Source organism: Streptosporangium sp. NPDC000095, from assembly GCF_042899335.1.
GTDB lineage: Bacteria > Actinomycetota > Actinomycetes > Streptosporangiales > Streptosporangiaceae > Streptosporangium.
Genome location: NZ_JBIAZS010000018.1, coordinates 21,009 through 42,044, shown reverse-complemented (window position 1 = coordinate 42,044; position 21,036 = coordinate 21,009). Strand labels below are relative to the sequence as shown.

Genomic DNA, 21,036 nt, shown 5'->3' with positions numbered 1-21,036 from the left:
CGCCCCGAATGCCGAGCGGCTCGGAATCACCTCCCGCATCGAACGGCGGGCGAACCGAAAACCCCCTCGCGTCACCGGCGTCGAAAGCCGATGATGAACGGGTGCCCACCACCTCCCCCTCCGCCCCGCGCACCCCAGGCACGACCGCACCGGCCGCCCCCTTCGCCGGGCGGCCCGTCGGCGCGGTCGCACTCGCCGCGTTCGCCGTGCTGCTGGTCGCGAGCCCACGCTACGGCTACCACCGGGACGAGCTGTACTTCCGGATGCTGGGCGAACACCCCGCCCTCGGATACTTCGACACCCCGCCGCTCACCCCGCTGATCGCGCGGGCCTCGGTCGCCGTGTTCGGCGACACCGTGGTCGCCCTGCGCGTCGTTCCCGCCCTGATCGCGTCGCTCACCGTCGTCCTGGTCGCCCTCCTGGCCCGGGAGCTCGGCGGCGACCGCGGGACGCAGATCGTCGCCGCGGCGGGAATCGCCACCACGAGCCTGCTTCTGATCGGCGGGCACTCCCTGCTCACCCTGGGTGTCGATCTTCCGTTCTGGGTCGCGGCGGCGCTGTTCGCCGTACGGGCGCTGCGTGGCGACGGCCGCTGGTGGCTCGCTGTGGGCGCCGTCGCGGGGGTGGCGACGTACAACCGGCAGCTGATCGTGTTGTTCCTGGTCAGCCTGGGGGTGGGTGTGCTGGTGGCGGGGCCGCGCGACGTGCTGCGGGAGCGTGGGCTCTGGCTCGGCGCGCTGCTCGCGCTCGTGATCGCCGCGCCCAACCTGGTCTACCAGGCGACCCACGGCTGGCCGCAGCTGGTGATGGCCGGGGCGCTGGAGGCGGACGAGGGCGCCGACAACCGTCTCGCCTTCCTGCCGCTGCAGCTCCTGCTGCTCGGCCCGCCGCAGGCGGTCCTCCAGGTGGTCGGCGCCGTACGGCTGTGGCGAGAACCCCGCCTGCGCTGCCTCGCCCTCGCCTATCCACTGGCCTGCGCGCTGACGCTCTACTCCGGCGGGCGCCCCGACTACGTGGCGGGCCTGCTCGTGCTGCTCTTCGCGGCGGGGTGCGGCCCGGTCGTCCGGTGGATGTCCTCAGGTGGGGGGCGGCGCATACTGGTCGCCGGCGCGCTCGCGGTCAACGCGGTCACCTCCGTCGTCATCGCGCTGCCGGTGATCCCTCCCTCGGCCCTGGAGGGCACCCCGGTCGCCGGGATCAACGAGGTGGCGCGCGAGTCGATCGGATGGCCGGAGTTCGCCGCGCGGGTCGCGGCGGTGGTCGACGGGCTCACGCCCGAGGAGCGCGCACGGGCCGTGCTCCTCACCGACAACTACGGCGAGGCCGGGGCGCTGGACCGCTACGCCGACCAGTACGGCCTTCCCGAGGTCCACAGCGGGCACAACGAGCTCTACTGGCGCGGCCCGCCGCCCGCGTCCGCCCGGGTCGCCGTGGTGGTGACCGACTCCCCCGGCGGCTACGCCCGCGCGTTCACCACCTGCGAGGAGCGCGGCAGGATCGACAACGGCGTCGGCCTGTCCAACGAGGAGCAGAACCTGCCCGTCCTCGTCTGCCGTGACCCGCTGCTGCCCTGGCCGCGACTCTGGCCCGAGATGCGGCACCACAGCTGACCTCCCCCGGCGGCGAACCGGCCGTCTTTCCTGCGGCTCGGGTCCTCCAGGCTTCCCGGGGCTCGGGCCCTCCGGATGGGCTTACCGGGCGGGCAGGGCGAGCCCGCGTTCGGCGAGGGCCTCGCGCAGCAGGCGGATCGCCCTGGGGCCCACGCCGTGCAGCCGCAGGAGATCCTTCTCGGTCGTGGCGGCCACCTGGACGAGCGTCGTGTAACCGGCCGCGGCGAGAGCCCGGCCCGCGGGACGTCCGATGCCGGCGGGGATGTCGGTGGGAACGTCGCCCTGGCCTGGGGTCGTCATGACGTCTCCTCGGGGGAACGGGCGGCCGGTCGCCCTGCGACGCGGGAGAACACCGCGCCGTGGGGACCCGGCATGCCGGGGACCCCGTGCCGTGGAAACCCGCGGCACGGTGGCGCAAGTTTGGCATGCTCCTACGACAAAACCGGCGAGGCGCGTACCGGGCGTCGAGTGATCACGAGCGTTGAACGATCGCGGGCATCCGGCGACCTTGGAGGAACCGTTCCCACGGAACCGGGCGCGTCGGAGCTCCTCGAGGATCCCGGCGTCGGCGGTGAGGTCCGCGCCGGGATTCCGGGTCAGGCAGTGATCATGAAAGCGAGTCCGAGCAGCACTACGACGGGGATCACCCAGACCACGGCCTCGATCGCGAACTCCTTGTACACGGTGAGCTTCTCCCTCTGGACGCTTGGCCCCTTTTAGGCACTGCCTGACATGAAAACGACGATGCGCAGCATATGCGCATCGGGAGATGTCCTCACATCCGGGCCGACCGACCCCCGCGACGGGGCGCGGCAAACCGGGGCACGCCGCCTCGGGGGGAGCGCCACAAGGCGTTACGCCCCGGCGAGGGGGAGCGTCACAAGGCGTTGTGACCCGGCGAGAAGGCGAAACACCGGCCAACGACCCGGGCCGCGGGAATGCCGGACGCCGGTGGTCGTGCTGTCGTGGTCGAGAGATCCGCGATCACCCTGGGAGCCGTCATGACCGTTCGAGAGCTGCGCCTGGTCGTCACCGCCGACGACTACGACGAGGCGTTGCGCTTCTACCGCGACGTGCTCGGCCTGCCCGAGCGGGCCGCGTACTCCTCGCCCGACGGCCGGGTGACGATCCTGGAGGCGGGGCGGGCCACCCTGGAGATCGCCGACCCGTCGCAGGCGGAGTTCATCGACCGGGTCGAGGTGGGGCGGAGGGTGGCCGGGCACATCCGGGTGGCGTTCGAGGTGGACGACTCGCCCGCCGTCACCGCCGAGCTGGCCGGGGCCGGCGCCACGGTGATCGCCGAACCCGTCCGGACCCCGTGGAACTCGCTCAACTCCCGCCTTGAGGGTCCGGCCGGGCTCCAGCTCACGCTCTTCACCGAGCTGGGAGAGGCCGCCGACCCCCAGGAAGCCCGCTAAGGCCTGTCTGACAATTCAAAATGGCGGAGCCAGAGCATGACGGATGCCGGGGTGACGAGTCAGACGGGGTCGATCGCGAGGTCGGTGACCTGGTCGTCCTTGATGCCGAACACGAACGCGAAGGACAGAGGCCCGCCGGGGAACTCACCGTCCCCGGAGGCCACCAGACGGTCGCCCGCGAACGAGGTCGGCGTGATCACGATCTTGGGGTTGATCAGGTGCCCCTGGATCCACTCGCGGATCTCGGCCTCGCCGGCGTAGGTCGTCCCGTCATCGCGCACGGTGGCCCCGTCGCCGAAGACCGCGGCCAGCGCGTTGGCGTCGTGCGCGTTGGTGGCCGCGATGAAGTTCTCGACAGCCTTGGGAAGGGTGATGTCGTCCATTTCTGCTCTCCGGTCTTCTCGGGTGCCAGGACGCGGGCGCGTCCTGGTACGTCCCTGCAGCACCTCAGCAGCACAATGACGATGCGGGCGGCGACCCGCCGCACGCCGTGCAGCGCGGTGACCGGCTCGAGGTGCCGAGCAGGGGTCAAGTCGGCATGGACATGCGCGGGGCGCATACTGATGAAGGCTTCGTCGGGTCGGTTGTGTGGTAACTCAACCCACCCCGACGAGGCTCCTCACGTTCTGGCAACAGGCTTAGAAGTCCGCACCGCGCGAGAGCTTTTCGTTCGCGCTCAGCTCCACGAGTGCGTTCTCGTGCATCGCAACAACGACGTCGTAGCCAGAGTTGCCGAGCACGATCCGTTGCGGCGGAACGGGTGCGTTCATCGCGCTGATCACGGCCTGCACTCCGCGTTCAGGGTCACCTTCTTGCTTGCCGTCATGTTCCACGAACGCCGCCTTGACGCCCTCGACCAGCGGCACGTAGGCGTCGACGGTCTCGTTGACGGGCTCGTTCTGGAAGCCGGCGAAAGCCTTGGTGCGGAACGCTCCCGGCTCTACGACGAGCACGCGCACACCGAACGGCTCAACTTCATGGCGCAGTGTCTCCGACAGTCCTTCGAGCGCGAACTTCGCCGCCGAGTAGTAGCCGAAACCCTGTGCGCCGACGAGGCCTGCCACCGACGACATGTTCACGATCCAGCCGTCGCCGCGTGCCCGCATACCAGGCAGGACCGCGCGTATCACCTCGACCACGGCGAACAGGTTGAGGTCGAACGTGCGGCGGATCGTCTCGTCGGGGGCCCCCTCGACCGAGCCGAACCAGCCACGGCCCGCGTTGTTGACGAGCACGTCGATCCCGCCGAACCGCTCCTCTGCCGTCTTGACCGCCGCACGCACCTGCTCGACATCGGTGACATCGAGCTGGAGAACCAGCACACGGTCGCCGTGCGGTTCAGCCCATTCCTGCAGTTCAGAGGGCCGACGTGCTGTCACCACCACCTGATCGCCCTGTTTCAGTGCAGCCTCGGCATAGACCAGGCCGAACCCTCCGGGTGTCCCGCCAGTGACGAACCAAGTCCTCATGGACTTCTCCTCTCGCTATAGCGGGCAATGTAGCGCTATATAAGCTACTGTAGCAAGCATGCAGAACGCACGGGATCGACTCCTGCTCGTCGCGGCGGAGTTGCTGGAGGGCGGCGGCACGGTGTCCACGAGGGCGGTGTGCGAACGCGCCGGGGTGCAGGCCCCGACGCTGTACCACCACTTCGGCAGCAAGCAGGGCCTGATCGACGCCGTACTGAACCACGGCTTCACCCAGTACACCGCGGTCGAGAGCTCTGGCGACCCGCTGGACGACCTGCGCGAGGGCTGGGACAGGCACGTGCGGTTCGGGCTGGAGCACCCGTCGTTCTACGGGCTGCTTTACGGCCGCGCCGAGCCGGGAAAGCCCTGCGCCGTCACCGCTCCCGCGCACGCCGCGTTGCGCGAGCGGTTGACCGCCGCCGCCGCCCAGGGCCTGCTCAAGGTGCCGGCAGACGAAGCCGCCGAACAGGTGCTTGCCGCCAACGTCGGCATCACGCTCACCTTGATCAGCCAGCCGGAGCCGGACTTCAGGCTGTCCGGACGCGTCCGCGAGGCCGCGCTGGCCGGAGTCCTGCACACGCCCTCCGCCGACGCCCCCGCGACCCGTGCGAGCGCCGCACTGACGTTGCGTGCGCTGGTCGGCAACGACCCGGGCGACCTCACCCCTGGCGAACGCGCGCTGCTCGGCGAGCTGCTGGACCGCCTGGCCCGCTAGAGCACGCGGTGTTCCTCAGAGGGGCCGCACGACCTCGTCGCTCTGGACGCGCGGCCCCGCACGTGGGGCCGGGCGGAGCTCAGAGGACGGCGCCACCGGTGGCGTCGATGGTGGTGCCGGTGACCCAGCGGGCGTCGTCGGAGACGACGAAGGCGACGACGTCGGCGATGTCCTCCGCTACGCCGACCCTGCCGAGGGCCGTCAGTTCGGCCGCGTAACCCTCGGCTTCGAGGTTGCCCCGCAGCCAGCCCGCGTTCATGTCGGTGTCGGTGAGGCCCGGCGAGACCGAGTTCACCGTGATCCCGCGCGGACCGAGTTTCTTGGCCAGCGTCCGGTTCAGCGTTTCCATCGCCCCCTTCGTCGCGACGTAGGCGGCGATATCGGGGGAGGCGATCCTGGTCACACCGGAGCTGATGTTGACGATGCGCCCGCCGTCGCGCAGGAGTGGCAGTGCCCGCTGGATGATGAAGAACGGCGCCCTGACGTTGACGGCGAACATCCTGTCGTACGCCTCGGGCGTGGTCTCCGCGATGCCCGCGCGAATGACGATCCCCGCATTGTTGACGAGGATGTCGAGCCCTTCCACCTCCCTCTCCAGGGCGGTGAAGAGCGTCTCCACGTCCCCCTCCACACCGAGCTCCGCCCTGACCGGGAAGGCCTCTCCCCCGGCCTCGGTGATCGCCGTCACGACGTCCCCCGCCGCCGCCTCGTCCCTGGCGTAGTGGACGGCCACCCGCACCTTCTCGCGTCCGAGCCGCAGGGCGATCGCCCTGCCGATTCCCCTGCTCGCGCCCGTCACCAACGCGGTTCTCACATCGCCTCCCATTTTTAGCGATCGCTACAAAACGGAACCGTAGCAGGGTTTTTTAGCGATCGCTATACAATGCTCCGGTGAGCAGGAAACGAGCCTTCGACCGTGACGCCGCGCTGGAGACGGCGATGCTGGAGTTCTGGCGGCACGGCTACGAGGCCACCTCCATCGCCTCCCTCACCACCGCGATGGGCATCCGGCCGCCCAGCTTGTACGCCGCCTTCGGCGACAAGCGACGCCTGTTCGACGAGGTCGTCGCGCGTTACCGAACGCATGACTTCGCCCCGGCGGCACTCGCCGAGGAGCCGACCGCGCGGGCGGCGATCGCCAGGATGCTGCGTCAGGCCGCGATCGACTACGCGGACCCCAGCCATCCGCCCGGCTGCCTGGTCATCAGTGCGGCGGTCAACGTCGGCCCGGAGTCGGCCGACGTGCGGGAGGCGATGCGCGAGATCAGGGAGGGCGCCAAGTCGGCGATCGCGGCACGCATCGCCTCGGACGTGGCGGCGGGCCTGCTACCCCAGGACACCGACGTCGGAGCCCTGGCCATGTTCTACGCGGCCACGATCCAGGGCATGTCCACCCAGTCCCGCGACGGCGCGACCCGGCAGGAGCTGGAACGGATCGCCGAGCTCGCGATGCTCGCCTGGCCCGGGGAACGGGAAGGGGAACGCGGCGGAGAGCGCCACGGGGAGCGGGAGGTCGAGCGGAAAGGGAAATAGGACGGGAAACGGCACAGCGAGCGAGCCGGCCCGCAGAACGGCGAGCAAGCCGGGGACCGGGACCGCCCGCAGGACGGGGAGCGGGCCGAGGAACGGGACGGCCCGCAGGACGGCGAGCGGGCCGTCCCGCAGGACGGCCACCCCGGACGTGGTCCGAGGTGGTCTCCCGGTCGGGTCACTCGCTCTTGACCGAGGTCTCCTCCGGCGCCGCGTCACGGAGGGAGGTACGGAGCCAGCGGGTGCCGTACGGCTCCAGGGTGAACTTCACCCGGCCGTCGGCGGGCAGATCGAGGGTGCCGTCCACCAGCAGGTCGACCAGCTTGTCGCGGTCGCCGAGACCTTCGAGCACGAGATCCACCTTCGCCTCGCGGTCGGCGAAGTTGTGGACGGCGACCACGGTGCCGCGCTCGGCGTCGGCCCGGTGGGCCAGCACCGCCGTGTCACCGGCGTCCAGGATCTCGTACTTCCCCCAGGCCAGCTCGGGCGACTCCCGGTAGCGCTCGATCAGCAGCATGATCCACTTCAGCAGCGAGTCCGGGTCGCGGCGCTGGTCCTCGACGTTGACGTTGCGCGGGCCGAACTTGCCGGCGGGCGCGGAGACCTTGGTCTTGGGGTTGGGCGAGAAGCCGCCCTTCGCCGACCACTGCATCGGGACCCGGACCGCCATCCGGCCCTCGGCCTTCAGGTTCTCACCGAGGCCGATCTCCTCGCCGTAGAAGAGCACCGGTGTGCCCGGCAGGGAGAACAGCACGCTGTAGGCCAGTTTGATCCGCCGCATGTCGCCGCCGAGCATCGGCGGAACGCGACGGCGCAGGCCCCGGTCGTACAGCTGCATGTTCTTGTCGGGGCCGAAGGCGTCGAAGACCTCGTGCTTCTGCGCCTCGGTGAGCTTGTCCAGGGTCAGCTCGTCGTGGTTGCGGACGAACATCGCCCACTGGGAGTCGTCGGGCGGGTCCGGCCGGTCGCGCAGCGCGTCGGCGAGGGCTTCGGGGTTCTGGCGGGCCATCGACAGGTAGAAGCGCTGCATGGCGATGAAGTCGAAGCACATGGTGACCTCGTCGCCGTTCCCCGAGTCGCCGAAGTACTTCAGCAACTCCGGGTAGGGCAGGTTCACCTCGCCCAGCAGGATCGAGGAGCCGTCGCGGCGGTTCATGAAGGCGCGCAGGTCGGCGAGGAACTCGTGCGGATCACCGCTGATCTCCTCGATCAGGAACGGCACCGCGTCCACCCGGAAGCCCGACAGGCCGAGCTCCATCCAGAAGCCCACAATGCGCGCGATCTCGTCGCGGACCTGCGGGTTCGCCGTGTTCAGGTCGGGCTGGGTCTTGTAGAAGCTGTGGTAGTAGTACTGGCCGGTCTTCTTGTCCAGCTCCCAGAGGCTGTCCTCCTTGTCGGGGAAGACGATCGCCTTGGGATCGACGGGGTCGGGCTCGTCCTGCCAGATGTACCAGTCGCGCTTGGCGGAGTCGCGGCTGGAGCGGGCCTCCTTGAACCAGGGGTGCTCGTCGGAGGTGTGGTTGACCACCAGGTCGGCGATCACCCGCATCCCCCGGTCCCTGGCGGTGCGCATGAACTCCACGAAGTCGCCAAGGGTGCCCAGCCGGGGATCGATCGCGTAGAAGTCGCTGACGTCGTAACCGTCGTCGCGGCTGGGGGTGGCATAGAACGGCATCAACCAGATGCAGGTCACCCCGAGCCGGTCCAGATGGTCGATCTCCTGGGTGAGGCCCCGGAAATCACCGATACCGTCACCGTTCCCGTCCTTGTAGGTCTCCACGTCCAGGCAGTAGACGACGGCGTTCTTCCACCACAGATCAGCTGTATAGGTGAGGCGCATGCGTCCGCACTACCCTCCCTTGACCTTTTTATGAGACAACGCCGACACTGGGTCGACGTCGATGAGATCGCGGGGCCTCCGACACGTTACGGTGGACGGATGGCCAGGAGGAGATCATGCGACAGCTGAGGCGCGGCGCGCCCTTCGGCTGGCTGCTCGCCCTCCTGCTGCCGATGCTCGTCTCCGGAGGGCTGAGCGGGGGCGGCGCCGCCGTCCTCCTGCGGCACTCCACCGTCGCCCAGGTCTCCGGCGAGCACCAGCGGCCCTCCCGACCGGTCTCCGACGTCGGGCACAGGAACGCCCTCGTCTCCGGTCTCTCCGTCGCGGGGATCGGCCTGCTGGGGGGCGGGGGCGGCCATCCGCTCGCGACCCCGCCGTCCGACCTCCGGCACCTCTCCCTCGCCACCGGCCGGAGCACCCGTCCGGCCCGCGACGACGACACCCGCCCGCTCGCGGCCCTGCTCGTCAGGCCGGGGCGCGCACCGCCCGCCTCCACCGTCGGCTGAATCGTCCCGGAGCCCCTCCGGGCCTTTCGCCGTACCGGGAGAACGCCTTTCCTTCTCCTGAGGAGCCGAAGGCCGCCTTTTCGAAGGTCGTCCTTCCGAAAGGCCGTCGCGCCTGGAAAGCGCTGCTCCCGTACGCGAGACATGCCGACGTCCACGAAAAGGCACCTCCGGCATTCCCGAGGACAATTTCCCAGCCTGTGGAGGCTTCCATGTCGCGTGCCCCGGTGGTACGCGCGGTGGCGGCGTTCGCCGTCATCGCCACCTCGCTGTTCATCGCTTTGACCATGTCGCCGCGCCTCGGTCTCGACCTGCGCGGCGGCACCCAGCTCGTACTGGAGACCCAGGACTCACCGACCGTCAAGGCCGACGCGGCGGCCACCGACCGCACCCTTGAGGTGCTCCGCCGCCGGGCCGACGGCCTGGGCGTCGCGGACGCGCCGCTGGCCCGCTCCGGCGAGCGGCGCATCATCGTGGAACTGCCGGGCGTGCAGGACCCGACCAAGGCCGCCGAGGTCATCGGCAAGACCGCGCAGCTCACCTTCCACCCCGTCATCGCCGTCCCCAACCCCGCCGACGAGACCAAGCCCAAGGACGGCGAGCTGATCCTGCCCGACGAGGACGGCAGCCCGCTGCACGTGGGACCGGCCGCGCTCACCGGTGACGGCGTCAGCGACGCCCAGGCGGGGATCGACGCACAGCAGGGCAGCGGCTGGTTCGTCACCGTCGACTTCCGCGACAACGGACGGGCGGAGTGGGCCGAGCTGACCGGCCAGGCCGCCTGCAACCAGCCGGGCGACCCCAAGCGCAGGGTCGCCATCGTGCTCGACTCCAAGGTGATCGTCTCACCCCAGGTGAACGAGAGCGTGGGCTGCAACGTCGGCCTGGCCGGAGGTTCCACCCAGATCACCGGCACCTTCACCGCGGAGGAGGCCGCGGACCTCGCTCTGCTGATCAAGGGCGGCTCGCTGCCGGTGCCCGTCGAGATCGTCGAGCAGCGGACCGTCGGCCCGACGCTCGGCGCCGCCGCGATCACCGCGAGCGCCCAGGCCGCGGTCATCGGCATCATCCTCACCGCGCTGTTCATCATCGTGATCTACCGGCTGGTGGGCCTCATCGCCGCCTTCGCCCTCGCCTGCTACGCGCTGATCTCGTACGCGGCGCTCGTGGGGCTCGGCGCCACACTCACCCTGCCGGGACTGGCGGGCTTCGTGCTCGCGATCGGCATGGCGGTCGACGCCAACGTGCTGGTCTTCGAGCGGGCCCGCGAGGAGTACGAGGCGGAGCCGGGGCTGCGGGGCTCGCTGGAGAAGGGCTTCCGCAACGCCTGGAGCGCGGTGGCCGACTCCAACATCACCACGCTGCTCGCCGCCGGACTCCTGTTCTTCCTGGCGTCCGGACCGGTACGCGGTTTCGGCGTCACGCTGAGCATCGGCGTGATCGCCTCGCTGATCACCGCGATGGTCATCACCCGCGTCATCGCCCAGTGGGCAGTGTCCCTCCAGGGTGTGGCCGCACGGCCCAGGATGACCGGCCTGTCCAGCATCGGCCGCGTCCGCACCTGGCTGAACACGCACAAGCCGGACCTGATGGGCCGCCGCGCGCTGTATCTCCTGGTCACGTGCGTGCTGGTGGCCGCCTCCGTGGCGGGAGTGGCGGTGCGCGGGATCAACTTCGGCGTGGAGTTCACCGGGGGCAGGCTCGTGGAGTACTCCTCGAGCACCCCGATGACCGCCGACGCCGCCCGCGCGCTCGTCAGCGAGGCCGGGTTCCCCAACGCGGTGGTGCAGACCTCCGGCGACGACATCTCCGTAAGGACCGGGCAGATCAGCCCCGCCGAGGTGGTGCGGATCGAGAACGCGCTGGAGAGCCAGGGCGCGCAGGTCACCAAGGAGCGCGACGAGCTCATCGGGCCGAGCCTCGGGGACGAGTTGCGCCGCAACGCGCTGATCGCGCTGGGGGTCGCGCTCGCCGCGCAGCTCGCCTATCTCGCCTTCCGGTTCCGCTGGACGTTCGGGCTGGCGGCGGTGCTCGCCCTCGCCGCCGACGCGGCGATCGTGATCGGCGCGTTCGCGTGGATGGGCAAGCCGGTGGACGGGGTGTTCCTCGCCTCGATGCTCACCGTGATCGGCTACTCGGTCAACGACAAGGTGGTGGTCTTCGACCGGGTCCGCGAACTGTGGGGAGCGCGGCCGAAGGCCTCGTTCGCCGAGGTGACGAACACCTCGATCCTGCAGACGATCCCCCGTACGGTCAACACCGGCCTGGGCGCATTGTTCATCCTGGCCGCGCTCGCGGTGCTCGGCGGTGACTCGCTCACCGACTTCGCGGTGGCGCTGCTGATCGGAATCGTCGTCGGCACGCTCTCCTCCGCGCTGGTCGCGGGACCGATCGCCATCGAACTGGAGAAGCGCAGCCCCGGCACTCCGCCCGCGCCCAAGCGGAAGGGGCCGGCCCGGCCTCGCGAGGGTTCGGGCGCGGTGGTCTGACAACGGCGATCCGACAGCGGCGTATCCGACAGCGGCGCCCCCAACCGGGGCGACCTGACCGGGGCGACCTGACCGGGAGCAGACGGCGGAGGCCAGGGAACGGAGGCCGGAGGCCAGGCGGCGGTCCGAGCACGATGCTCGGGCCGTCGCCCTCCTTTTCCCGTTAATCCTACAAATTAAGGGTGAATTCATACACAAAACTATTTCCATCTGCGGCTAAAGGCGGAACTCCCCGGCGAGCAGAGGTATTCGGCAGGGGCACAACCCTGTTGCGACACCTTTGGCCGTCAAAACGATGCCGGTCACGAAAACGGGGAGAAAGTATGAGCCACGCGGTGAAGATGAGCCCTCAGATGCAGAAGTGCATCGATGCCTGCATGGAGAGCCACAGCCGTTGCGAGCAGACCATGTCCTACTGCCTGAGGCAGGGGGGTCAGCACGCCGACATGGCGATGATGGCCCCGCTCATGGACTGCTCCGACATAACCCGTATGTGCGCGGACATGATGATGCGCCAGTCGCCGATGGCGATGGAGATGGCCGCGATGTGCGCGAAGGTCGCGAGCAAGTGCGCCGAGGCGTGCATGTCCATGAACGGCGACGCGATGCTGAAGGAGTGCGCCAACGCCTGCCGGGCATGCGCCGAGGCGTGCCAGGCCATGGCCGGCGCACGGGCCTGAACCTTCCCCCTCCCTGCCCTTACCGGGCCGTCCGACATCGACATCCGCATCACCCGCGCGGCCGATGCCCGTACCGGCGCCCATACCTGCGTCCACGCCGCAGGTATGACGCCGTCGGAACGCGGCACGACGTGAGGGGACGCGGTCTCGAAGGGGGCGCCGCCGATCGAATCGGCGGCGCCCCTTTCCGCGTGAATACTCCGCTTTCCAGCGGAAGACGCGCCTCGAATCCCGCTAGTGTGCTTGGCGTCTGATTTCCCTGCTGCCGAAGGCGGATGCAATCGTGGCGGACGACTACGCGACAACTTTCAAGATCGTTGATGTTGACGGTGACGGCCTCATCTCGATCCCCGAACTGACGAGACTCATGGAGGTGCTCGGCCAGCCGATCACCCCGGAGGCGGCCGCTGCGGCCGTCGCCAGGATCGACCAGGACGGCGACGGCCTCATCTCCCTGGAGGAGTTCGCCGGCTACCTCGCCCAGACCCGGCCGAGCTGACCTTCCACCCCCGATCCGAACACCTCACCGAACCGACCTGAGCACTCGGGCCCGCCCCGGACGCCTCAGGCCGAGTCGGCCCCGGCATCCCGGAGCCGATCCGGAGCCGACCCGGGCACCGGACCCCGGATCGGCCGGCGAACCGGATCCGATCGAGGCCCCCACCCCACCCGGGCAGGGGCACCCCGATCGGATCCGGTCCCGCCGTTTCCACCCCTGCCCTCCCGTCTCACCCCGGCCCTCCCCCCTCGGCCCCGCGCCGGCCTTCCCCCCGCCTTCACCGCCGTTCCCGTCGCCGACCTGGTGGCATGTTGACGCGCCATTGACCTGGCAATAACTTTGGGTAGTCATATGAGCGCAAGGCGTAGCGAAGGCTCGGGTTGACGTGTGAACACCGATGTTCCCGAGTGGTTTTCGCACGCCCATCCCTTTCCAGAAGGTGATCTCGCGTCTCACGCGTGAGGTCGTCCGGTCGCCACGATCCGCGCTTCCGCTCGCTTCCCGTCACATCCCGGCCAAAAGCGATCCGGCGGCTCTCGCCCGACCGCCTCAAGAGCCGGCCCTGCCGGGAAGCCTCACAGAGGAAGAGGGCAGAAGCAGTAATGAGGAGCGCATCCAGCGGCAGCGCGGGGAGTGCGCCGCATGACTCGCGTGGGGCCAGGCATCCGGTGACGATCATGGCCGAGCAGATGACCGATCTCTTCCTCGACCTCGGCTATCACGTCGTCGAGGGGCCCGAGGTCGAGGCCGAGTGGTTCGCCTTCGACGCACTCAACATGGACGACGGCCACCCCGCCCGCGCCCCGGAACGCGCCTTCCACATCGAGAACCCCGCGGGCTCCGGCCGGAGGTCGGGCCTCCTGCTGCGTACGCACACCTCACCGGTGCAGGTGAGGGCGATGCTCGGCACGCCCCCGCCCCTCCGGGTGATCTGCACGGGCCGCGTCTTCCGTCCCGAGGCGGCCGACGTCACCCACAGCCCGGTGTTCAACCAGGTCGAGGGCCTCGCCGTCGACGTGGGCCTCACCATGGTCGACCTGAAGAAGACCCTCGACCACTTCGCCGTCTCCATGTTCGGCAGGGGCACGGCGACCCGGCTCCGCGCCCGCCGGTTCGCCTACGCCGACCCGTCGGCCGAGGTGGACGTGGAGTGCGCCGTCTGCCGTGACCTCCCGAAGGAGGACCCGGCGAGGGCGCTCCGGGAAGGGGCCACCTCGGATCCGTGCGGGACGTGCGGCGGAGAGGGATGGATCGGGTGGGGCGGGTGCGGCATGGTCCATCCCCGGGTGCTGGCCGCCTGCGGTATCGACCCGCACAGATACGGCGCCTTCGCCTTCGGCATGGGCATCGAGCGCACGCTGATGCTCCGGCACGGGCTGAAGGACATGCGCGACGTCGTCGACGGCGACATCCGCTTTCCCCTTCAGATGGACGGGTTCGCCCCCGGCAGGTCGCGGCCCATGCTCCTTCCCCTGGACAGGGTCACGAACACGGCGATGACGCGGGCCGTTCCCGCCGCGCGGGCCGTGCCCGACATGGAGATCATCCCGTTGGCGCGCGGCGGTCACCGCGCAGGGAGCACCCGAAGACGGGAGGCCGGTGGAGGGCTGCCCCGGTCACAGGACCTGCGGCGGCGGATCGGGCACGCGCTGGCGAGAGCGGGATACGTCGAGACGCCCGGTTTCCCCTTCGTCTGCGACGCCGCCTGGGACGCCTTCGGCCTGGCACCCGACGATCCGCGCCGCGCCACGCTCACGCTCACGAACCCGATCAGCCCGCACGAGCCGTCGCTGCGCACCACGCTTCTCCCCGGACTGCTCACGACGCTCGGCCTGAACCTCAAACGGGGAAACCTCGTCCCCGCGCTCTTCGAGCAGGGAGTGGTCTTCGCCCCCCTCACGAGCGACGCCCCTCCGCCTCGCCCCCGCGCGGACCGCCGCCCCACCGGCGCCCAGCTCGACGCGCTGGCGGCCGCGATTCCCGCCCAGCCCAGGCACCTCGCCGCCGCCCTCACCGGCGAGTCGTCGTGGGCCCGCGCGGTCGACGCCGCGCGTACGGCGGCGCACGTCATGGGGGCCGGGCTGGTCACCCGGCCCACCGAGTACGCGCCCTGGCTGCCGGGACGCTGCCTGGAGCTCCTCGTCGGCGAGGCCGTGCTGGGCCATGCGGGCCAGCTGCGCCCCGGTACGGTTCAGGCGCTGGGCCTGCCTCCCGGGACGAGCGCGATGGAGATCGACCTCACCGCCATGGAGCATCTCGCCGATCTCGGGAGAACGTGACGCGGGAAAGGGCCGCGACGCGTCAGGCGGTCTTGAGATAGATCTGGCCGAAGACCTCGGAGAGCTTCTTGAGGTCGGCGGCCATGTCCGTCTCGGGGTTGGCCAGGTTGTAGACGGCGGCGAGGCGGCGCTGGATCGGGGCGAGCTTCTTCAGCTGGTCCCAGGCGGTCAGCCTCTTCATGGTGCCCTGGGCGTCCTGGACGCTCGTCCACACGTTCACCTGCTGGGCGGCGTTGTCCTTGACGGGCACCGAGAGCCGGGAGACGACCTTCTCCGCGGTCACCTCGCCGACGATCCCGGTCTCCTCGGCGGCGACCTGGGCGAGAACGTCCCACGACCGGGCGCGGACCTGGATCCACTGGTTGAGGTGGGCCTGCTCGGCGTTGATCTTCCAGGCGTCGTAGCCGCCGTACAGCAGGCCGGTGTCCAGGGAGATCTGGTCGACGCGGCCCGCGATCAGGGGAGACTCGATCTTCTCGGGGGTGAGCAGCGGGTACCGCTTGCGCATCTCGGCCTTGCAGGTGTCGTTCGCGCCGCAGGCGAGCTCGGGCACCACCGTGTGGATGCCCAGCCGCTTGCCGGGCGCGGCCTGGCGGAGGGCGTCGGAGGCCGCGGTGACGAACGCGGCGACCTCCTCGTTCGTGGTGAAGGTGGTGTTGTAGCCCAGCTGGGAGGTGAACCGGATGCCCGCGACCTCGGGGCGCGCGGCCAGCGCGCCGATGCGCTTGACGGCGGCGGTGAAGGTCTCGGTGCCCGCCTTCCAGTCGTCGGCCAGTTCGGTGTCGATCCAGACCCTCAGCTGCAGGGCCTTCGCCGCGGTGATCGCCTGGCCGGCGGGGGTGAGCGCCGCGGCCGCGACCGCGGGGTCCTGGACGTTCTTGGCGGTGGAGGCGCCGGTCTGCTCGGCTCTGGAGGGCGTGCCGTCGCCGCCCTCACCGTGTCCGTCGACCGAGCACGGCTGCCCTTCCTCACACTCGGGAAGGCCACCCTCTCCGGCCCCTTCGGGGAAGGGGGAGTTCTCGTCGCCCTCGGCACCGCCACCGGGCGGCTCCGGGCAGACCGAGCCGGCGGCCGAGCAGTCGATGAACTTGCCGTCGCTCGGGGTCGCCTCCTTGAGGTTGGCGTTGTCGTCGGCCCCCCAGAACAGCGCGACCCCGAGGGCCTCTTCGGGCTTGGCCAGCCAGTGGCAGACGACGTAGGCCGGGGTGTCGGGTCCCATCGTGTCGTTACAACTGCGGGGATCGTCCTGCGAGTACGCGGCCGCGGGGGTCATGACACCGACGAGCGCGAGCGTGGCGCCCGTGGCGAGGGCCCGGCGCAGTGTAAGTCGCATGGTCTGAACTCCCCGGCAAACTGGACAAAACGATCGACCCGCACTTTACCCAGATCACGGTGGACCCGACAGCCCCGGTCAGGGAATCATCAGCATTCCGATATATCCCGTCGAACCCATACCAGCCATCACACCGGACACCCCCGTCGCACCGGCGTGGACCGATCTCGGCCTCGCGCGGCGGAACGTCCCCGCGAGAGGACCCGGGTATTACGGCTAGCGGGAATGCCCGGAGCCCGGTGGCATGGGGTGCCGAACGGAGGCTGCCAGCGCAGACGGCGAGCGACGAGCCCGGTAATGATGATGACGTGGGTAACTGTCCAGAGCGGGAGGACTCCCCCGGCCGTCAAGCCGTGGGTGAGAGACTCCACCGCCGTCGACGAAAGAGCACTCCTCGACGCATACCGAAACGGACTCTCATGTCGCCGCCTGCCAAGGATCTGAGCAACGGATTCCACGGCCTTCCAGGGGCAGATGAGATCATGCATCTCGCACTGGCGACCGGCAATCTGTTGAACCGGCTGGAAAGCGCCAGAAGCAGAATCGATCATTCATTGACCCAGCAGCGCCGCTTCGTGTCCGACGCCTCGCACGAGCTTTTCACGCCGATCGCCGGGCTTCGGACGCTCCTGGAAGAAGCACGGCTGCACCCCGACGAGACGGAGCTGGACGAGCTTCTGGACGACGCGCTGGAGGGGGTCGGCCGACTCCAGACGATCGTCACCGACCTGCTGGTGCTGGCCAAGGTGGGGGCGAACCCTCCCGACTCGTTCGTCAACGTGGATCTGGCGGAAATGGTCCGCGTCGCGGTCTCGCGGCACGGAAAGGGCGTCCCCGTACGGCTGCGGCTCGTCCCCGGCGTGCGGGCGAACGTCGTCGACGTGGAGATCACCCGCCTCCTCACCAATCTCCTGGACAACGCCCAGCGCCATGCCAGGAACGCGGTGCTGGTCGAGGTGCGCAAGAACGGCCGGTACGGCGAGCTCGCGGTCGCCGACGACGGTGACGGCATCGCCGCCGCCGACCGTGAAAGGATCTTCGAGCGGTTCACCCGCCTGGACACGGCACGCTGCCGCACCCGGGGAGGCACCGGACTCGGCCTCACGATCGCCCGTGACATCGCCACGGCCCATCGGGGAACCATCGACGTGGAGGACTCCGCCATGGGCGGCGCGCGTTTCGTCCTCCGCCTTCCGCTCGCCGATCACCAGGTGTCCGAACACCTCTGACGCCGGGCCCGATCTCCCTCCGCCCGTCACCGGCGAGCCGCGATCGCCCTTCGGCACCGTCACGAAGACGCCGTCATGAAGGCGTCGTCATGAAGGCGTCGTCATGAAGGCGTCGTCATGAAGGCGTCGTCATGAAGGCGTCGTCACCACCGGCACCGTCACCGAGAGCGCTGTCCCCTCCCCCTCCTTGCTCACGACCTTCAGCTTGCCGCCGAGCGTCTCGACGCGGTCCCTGAGCCCGATGAGCCCCGACCCCTTGCCGTAGTCGGCTCCCCCGCTTCCGTTGTCGCGGACCGAGAGCCGGATACCCGATCCGTTCATGCCCAGGGTGACGTACACCACGGAGGCGTTCGCGTGCTTCACCACATTGGTGAGCGCCTCCGCCGCCGTGTAGTAGACGGCCGCTTCGACGCGCTCCGGCAGGCGCGGGACGGAGGCGAGTTCGAGATCGACGGGAACGGCGGAGCGGCGCGCGAGCGTCTTCAGCGCAGGCACGAGCCCGCCCTTCGAGAGGATCGCCGGGTGGATACCGCGGGAGAGCTCCTGCAGATCGTTCACGACCCCGGTCAGCCCGTGAACCGTGTGGGAGATCTGCTTCCTCAGCTCCGTCATCGACGGTGGCACGCCTGTCTCCATGGCGCGCAGTTCGAGCCCGAGCGAGACCAGGCGCTGCTGGGCTCCGTCGTGCAGGTCGCGCTCGATGCGGCGGCGGGTCTCGTCGGACGCGGCGACGATTCGGGCGCGGGAGGCGGCGAGATCGGCGCGGGTCTGGGCTTTCATGATGGCCGTGCCGACCAGCTCGGCGAAGTCCGTCAGGCGTTCCTCCATCTCCTCGAACTTCGTTTGCGAGGTGGTGGAGAAGATGAGCAGCCCGCCCCACAGGCTCCCGTCGACGATCACGGGAGCACCCATCCCCGCGACGATCCCTCCCGCCTGCGACCACTGCGCGATCGGCCCGTCGCCTTTCACGTAGTCGGTCCTTCGTGCCGGACGCCCCGTCCTCAGCATGATGGCCGTGAGGCTCACCTCGTCGAGCGGCCACTCCGAGCCGATGGGCAGCGTCTTCTCCAGGCAGTCCTGCCGGCTCCACGAGCCCACCACCGTCACGTGGCCGGGGTCGTAGCGAGTGATCGCCGCGTGCTCCGCCTCCATGAGGGAGCCGACCTCGAAGGCGACCGCGCTGAACAGCTCCGTCGAGGAGATGCCCTGCGCCGCGAGTGTCGCGACGCGACGCAGCGCCGTCTGCTCCTCCGCGATCCGGCGGAGCTTGTCACGGTTCGCCGCCAGGGCGATCCCGGTGTTCTCGCGATCACGGGCCGCCAGCAGCAGCGCCTCCAGGGAGGGCACCATCCGCTCACACAGGCGCCTTCGTACGGCCCTGGGAAGGCGGGCGGGCAGGAGCAGCGTGCCGGTCCTGACGTCGTTCTCCATGAGCGGCATCGTCTCTCCCCCCTCCTCCGCGGGCACCGCCCCGAGCCGGATCTCCACGTTCGGCGCCTCCATGGCCTCCGCCAGCAGACGCGAGGCCGGTGGCAGCGCCGCCCGCAGATTCTCCGCGCGCAACAGGATGTGGGCCAGTTGTGTGGAAAGGTCCGCCTCGCGACGACGTTGGTCCGCCCGGATGCCCAGCGAACGCGCCAGCGCCGCGATCGCGCTGGTCGCCAGTCCGACGACGAAGAAGATCGGGAGCGGGGCCCAGAGCCAGCGTGTCTCGAGCAAGAAGGTCCCCGGGGGCGGAAGGTTGAAGTAGTCGAAGGCGGCGGCGCTGGCGACCACGGTCACCAGTCCCAGCCCCATTCCCCACTCCAGCGAGATCAGCAGAATGCCGAGAAGATAGATCCCTCCCAGGGAAATGCCCGGCGCCACATTCTCCATGAGAAGAGACAGCAGGGCTCCCGCCGCGACACTCAGGACGACACAGATGATTCCCACCGAAAGGGGTGGGCGCTTTGTGCGCAGCAACACCGACAACAGCCTTTCCGGCATAGAGACTAAGATACTCGCATGTCGGAGAGGAGTGACGGCTCCTGTACGGTCGAATTCCGGTCTGGCCGCGCATAGACGGCTACCCGGAGCGACAAAGGAATAAATCCTTTGATCTCGCATGACCATTTCTGTAACAAGAATGCGGCGGGGAGACAGCGGAGAAGAGGCGAGAGCGGTGAGCGAAGATCGAATAAGGATAGCGCTGGCGGACGACGACGTGCTTTTCCGCGAGGGGATGGCGAGCCTCATGTCGCGGTCGGGCCTGGAGGTCGTCGGCCAGGCCGGGGACGCGGAGGGGATCCTCGCCCTCGTCCGGCTGCACCGACCCGATCTCGTCATTCTCGACATCCGGATGCCTCCGACCCACACCAACGAGGGCCTTGACGCGGCGCGGGTGATCCACGAGGAGTTTCCCGAGACGGGGATCCTCCTGCTGTCGGCACATGTCGAGGTGGAGGAGGCGATGGAGCTTCTCGCGACGGGACATCGGGTCGGCTACCTGCTCAAGAGCCGGGTCACCGGCGTGGAGGACTTCGTGGAGACGCTTGAGCGCATCGCCCAGGGCGGCTCGGTCGTCGATCCGAGCCTCGTGAAGGAGCTCATCAGGTCCCATCGCAGGGACGACCCGCTGGAACTTCTCACGACGCGTGAGATGGAGGTCCTGTCCCTGATGGCCGAGGGGCGCTCCAATTCCGGCATCGCACACAAGCTCTGGATCACCGAGGGGACAGTCGAGAAGCACGTGCACAGCATCCTGTCCAGGATGCAGATCCCGGGGACGGAGGACGACCACCGCCGCGTTCTCGCCGTGCTCACCTTCCTCGACTCCCGCTGAGAGGTCATCGGCGAGGACGTCGGCCACAAAGCACGACGTCACCTGTGACCATGCCTCCGCGTCTCCGTACCGCAGAGACCGCAGAGGTCCTCTCCTTAGCGGGCCTCTTGGAGGATCTCCCGGATCGCCGCCCCGGAAAGGGCTGATTTCGAGAGGAACGCGACGGCGGGACTGCCCGCGATCATCTCTTCGAAGTCCCTTTCCTCGTACGTCGAGATCAGGATGACGTGCGGAGGGCGGCGGCGACCGTTCACAAGCTGCTGAGCCACCTCGAAGCCGTTCTCCTCACCGAGATCGATGTCGACGAGCGCGACATCCGGCCGGGCGTCGTCGACCTGCCGGAGGGCGTCGCCGCTCTCTGCTGCCATGCCGACCACAGCGATCCCCTCCCCTTCGAGCAGCGCGCGGGCGGCACTGCGGAAGTGATCGTTGTCGTCGACGATGAGACAGCGTATGGCCACACATCAAGGATGTCAGGGGGAGGACTCCCTGACATTGCAGCTAGCGGGCAAATCCGGTGCGGGAGTGCTTCTACGGTCGACCGGCTCCCGCCTCCTGCCGGGATGCCCGTCCCGCAAGGAACCTCCGGCCCGCACCGGGGTGGCGGCGATGATCGCAGCG

At 69.4% G+C, this 21,036-nt stretch carries 19 protein-coding genes; 11 read left to right on the top strand and 8 right to left on the bottom strand.

Annotated features, from left to right (window positions below; all coding sequences use genetic code 11):
* Positions 1-101: 101 nt before the first annotated feature.
* The gene (locus tag ACFY3V_RS32015; RefSeq protein WP_389778661.1) at positions 102-1,610 is read left to right on the top strand and encodes a glycosyltransferase family 39 protein; all 1,509 of its coding nucleotides are present in this window, start codon (positions 102-104) and stop codon (positions 1,608-1,610) included.
* 81 nt (positions 1,611-1,691) lie between these two features.
* Here ACFY3V_RS32015 and ACFY3V_RS32010 read toward each other — a convergent pair whose 3' ends face one another.
* Positions 1,692-1,910: a helix-hairpin-helix domain-containing protein gene (locus ACFY3V_RS32010; RefSeq protein WP_362904870.1), complete on the bottom strand. Its 219-nt coding sequence runs from the start codon at positions 1,908-1,910 to the stop codon at positions 1,692-1,694.
* A gap of 701 nt (positions 1,911-2,611) precedes the next feature.
* On the opposite strand from ACFY3V_RS32010, the gene ACFY3V_RS32005 reads away from it, so the two are divergent.
* The gene (locus ACFY3V_RS32005; protein ID WP_362904872.1) at positions 2,612-3,028 is read left to right on the top strand and encodes a VOC family protein; all 417 of its coding nucleotides are present in this window, start codon (positions 2,612-2,614) and stop codon (positions 3,026-3,028) included.
* A gap of 59 nt (positions 3,029-3,087) precedes the next feature.
* On the opposite strand, the gene ACFY3V_RS32000 is transcribed toward ACFY3V_RS32005, so the two are convergent.
* Entirely contained in the window at positions 3,088-3,411 is a 324-nt protein-coding gene (locus ACFY3V_RS32000; RefSeq protein ID WP_354842435.1) for a nuclear transport factor 2 family protein, read from the bottom strand.
* Positions 3,412-3,666: 255 nt separating this feature from the next.
* Positions 3,667-4,497: an SDR family NAD(P)-dependent oxidoreductase gene (locus ACFY3V_RS31995; RefSeq protein ID WP_389778658.1), complete on the bottom strand. Its 831-nt coding sequence runs from the start codon at positions 4,495-4,497 to the stop codon at positions 3,667-3,669.
* Positions 4,498-4,555: 58 nt separating this feature from the next.
* On the opposite strand from ACFY3V_RS31995, the gene ACFY3V_RS31990 reads away from it, so the two are divergent.
* Positions 4,556-5,212: a TetR/AcrR family transcriptional regulator gene (locus ACFY3V_RS31990; RefSeq protein WP_362904878.1), complete on the top strand. Its 657-nt coding sequence runs from the start codon at positions 4,556-4,558 to the stop codon at positions 5,210-5,212.
* 79 nt (positions 5,213-5,291) lie between these two features.
* Here ACFY3V_RS31990 and ACFY3V_RS31985 read toward each other — a convergent pair whose 3' ends face one another.
* A complete protein-coding gene (locus ACFY3V_RS31985; RefSeq protein ID WP_389778656.1) occupies positions 5,292-6,026 on the bottom strand; it encodes an SDR family oxidoreductase in 735 nt (244 codons plus the stop codon).
* Between the two features lie 77 nt (positions 6,027-6,103).
* Between ACFY3V_RS31985 and ACFY3V_RS31980 the strand changes: the two genes are divergently transcribed.
* The gene (locus ACFY3V_RS31980) at positions 6,104-6,745 is read left to right on the top strand and encodes a TetR/AcrR family transcriptional regulator (protein WP_389778654.1); all 642 of its coding nucleotides are present in this window, start codon (positions 6,104-6,106) and stop codon (positions 6,743-6,745) included.
* A gap of 175 nt (positions 6,746-6,920) precedes the next feature.
* Here ACFY3V_RS31980 and ACFY3V_RS31975 read toward each other — a convergent pair whose 3' ends face one another.
* Positions 6,921-8,582, bottom strand: a complete 1,662-nt coding sequence (locus ACFY3V_RS31975; RefSeq protein WP_362904884.1) for an alpha-amylase family protein — start codon at positions 8,580-8,582, stop codon at positions 6,921-6,923.
* Positions 8,583-8,698: 116 nt separating this feature from the next.
* Here ACFY3V_RS31975 and ACFY3V_RS31970 point away from each other — a divergent pair, with 116 nt between their 5' ends.
* From ACFY3V_RS31970 to ACFY3V_RS31950, 5 genes are all read left to right on the top strand, one after another.
* Positions 8,699-9,088 (top strand): hypothetical protein, encoded by a 390-nt coding sequence (locus ACFY3V_RS31970; RefSeq protein WP_362904886.1) that lies wholly within the window; start codon positions 8,699-8,701, stop codon positions 9,086-9,088.
* A 209-nt stretch (positions 9,089-9,297) separates the two neighbouring features.
* The gene (secD, locus tag ACFY3V_RS31965; protein WP_389778651.1) at positions 9,298-11,574 is read left to right on the top strand and encodes a protein translocase subunit SecD; all 2,277 of its coding nucleotides are present in this window, start codon (positions 9,298-9,300) and stop codon (positions 11,572-11,574) included.
* 323 nt (positions 11,575-11,897) lie between these two features.
* Entirely contained in the window at positions 11,898-12,254 is a 357-nt protein-coding gene (locus tag ACFY3V_RS31960) for a four-helix bundle copper-binding protein (RefSeq protein ID WP_350945704.1), read from the top strand.
* Positions 12,255-12,537: 283 nt separating this feature from the next.
* Complete coding sequence (locus tag ACFY3V_RS31955) at positions 12,538-12,753, top strand: EF-hand domain-containing protein (RefSeq protein WP_362904891.1); 216 nt, start codon at positions 12,538-12,540, stop codon at positions 12,751-12,753.
* 602 nt (positions 12,754-13,355) lie between these two features.
* Positions 13,356-15,032, top strand: a complete 1,677-nt coding sequence (locus ACFY3V_RS31950; RefSeq protein WP_389778649.1) for a hypothetical protein — start codon at positions 13,356-13,358, stop codon at positions 15,030-15,032.
* A gap of 22 nt (positions 15,033-15,054) precedes the next feature.
* On the opposite strand, the gene ACFY3V_RS31945 is transcribed toward ACFY3V_RS31950, so the two are convergent.
* The gene (locus ACFY3V_RS31945; protein ID WP_389778647.1) at positions 15,055-16,365 is read right to left on the bottom strand and encodes a hypothetical protein; all 1,311 of its coding nucleotides are present in this window, start codon (positions 16,363-16,365) and stop codon (positions 15,055-15,057) included.
* Between the two features lie 482 nt (positions 16,366-16,847).
* On the opposite strand from ACFY3V_RS31945, the gene ACFY3V_RS31940 reads away from it, so the two are divergent.
* Positions 16,848-17,594 carry a sensor histidine kinase gene (locus tag ACFY3V_RS31940; RefSeq protein ID WP_389778645.1) on the top strand — a complete coding sequence of 249 codons (747 nt, stop codon included), beginning with the start codon at positions 16,848-16,850 and terminating at the stop codon, positions 17,592-17,594.
* Positions 17,595-17,723: 129 nt separating this feature from the next.
* Here ACFY3V_RS31940 and ACFY3V_RS31935 read toward each other — a convergent pair whose 3' ends face one another.
* Complete coding sequence (locus tag ACFY3V_RS31935) at positions 17,724-19,526, bottom strand: DUF4118 domain-containing protein (protein ID WP_389778643.1); 1,803 nt, start codon at positions 19,524-19,526, stop codon at positions 17,724-17,726.
* A gap of 229 nt (positions 19,527-19,755) precedes the next feature.
* On the opposite strand from ACFY3V_RS31935, the gene ACFY3V_RS31930 reads away from it, so the two are divergent.
* Positions 19,756-20,415: a response regulator gene (locus ACFY3V_RS31930; RefSeq protein WP_389778641.1), complete on the top strand. Its 660-nt coding sequence runs from the start codon at positions 19,756-19,758 to the stop codon at positions 20,413-20,415.
* A 95-nt stretch (positions 20,416-20,510) separates the two neighbouring features.
* Here the strand turns inward: ACFY3V_RS31930 and ACFY3V_RS31925 are convergent, their stop codons facing one another.
* Positions 20,511-20,876 (bottom strand): response regulator, encoded by a 366-nt coding sequence (locus ACFY3V_RS31925; RefSeq protein WP_362904903.1) that lies wholly within the window; start codon positions 20,874-20,876, stop codon positions 20,511-20,513.
* Positions 20,877-21,036: the final 160 nt, after the last annotated feature.

What these genes read in the sequence shown, in the direction of transcription:
- ACFY3V_RS32000 (WP_354842435.1), bottom strand. Translation starts at nt 3,411, where the DNA reads ATGGACGACATCACCCTTCCCAAGGCTGTCGAGAACTTCATCGCGGCC.
- ACFY3V_RS31945 (WP_389778647.1), bottom strand. Translation starts at nt 16,365, where the DNA reads ATGCGACTTACACTGCGCCGGGCCCTCGCCACGGGCGCCACGCTCGCG.
- ACFY3V_RS31995 (WP_389778658.1), bottom strand. Translation starts at nt 4,497, where the DNA reads ATGAGGACTTGGTTCGTCACTGGCGGGACACCCGGAGGGTTCGGCCTG.
- ACFY3V_RS31940 (WP_389778645.1), top strand. Translation starts at nt 16,848, where the DNA reads ATGCATCTCGCACTGGCGACCGGCAATCTGTTGAACCGGCTGGAAAGC.
- ACFY3V_RS31950 (WP_389778649.1), top strand. Translation starts at nt 13,356, where the DNA reads ATGAGGAGCGCATCCAGCGGCAGCGCGGGGAGTGCGCCGCATGACTCG.
- ACFY3V_RS31990 (WP_362904878.1), top strand. Translation starts at nt 4,556, where the DNA reads ATGCAGAACGCACGGGATCGACTCCTGCTCGTCGCGGCGGAGTTGCTG.
- secD (WP_389778651.1), top strand. Translation starts at nt 9,298, where the DNA reads ATGTCGCGTGCCCCGGTGGTACGCGCGGTGGCGGCGTTCGCCGTCATC.
- ACFY3V_RS31960 (WP_350945704.1), top strand. Translation starts at nt 11,898, where the DNA reads ATGAGCCACGCGGTGAAGATGAGCCCTCAGATGCAGAAGTGCATCGAT.
- ACFY3V_RS32010 (WP_362904870.1), bottom strand. Translation starts at nt 1,910, where the DNA reads ATGACGACCCCAGGCCAGGGCGACGTTCCCACCGACATCCCCGCCGGC.
- ACFY3V_RS32005 (WP_362904872.1), top strand. Translation starts at nt 2,612, where the DNA reads ATGACCGTTCGAGAGCTGCGCCTGGTCGTCACCGCCGACGACTACGAC.
- ACFY3V_RS31970 (WP_362904886.1), top strand. Translation starts at nt 8,699, where the DNA reads ATGCGACAGCTGAGGCGCGGCGCGCCCTTCGGCTGGCTGCTCGCCCTC.
- ACFY3V_RS31975 (WP_362904884.1), bottom strand. Translation starts at nt 8,582, where the DNA reads ATGCGCCTCACCTATACAGCTGATCTGTGGTGGAAGAACGCCGTCGTC.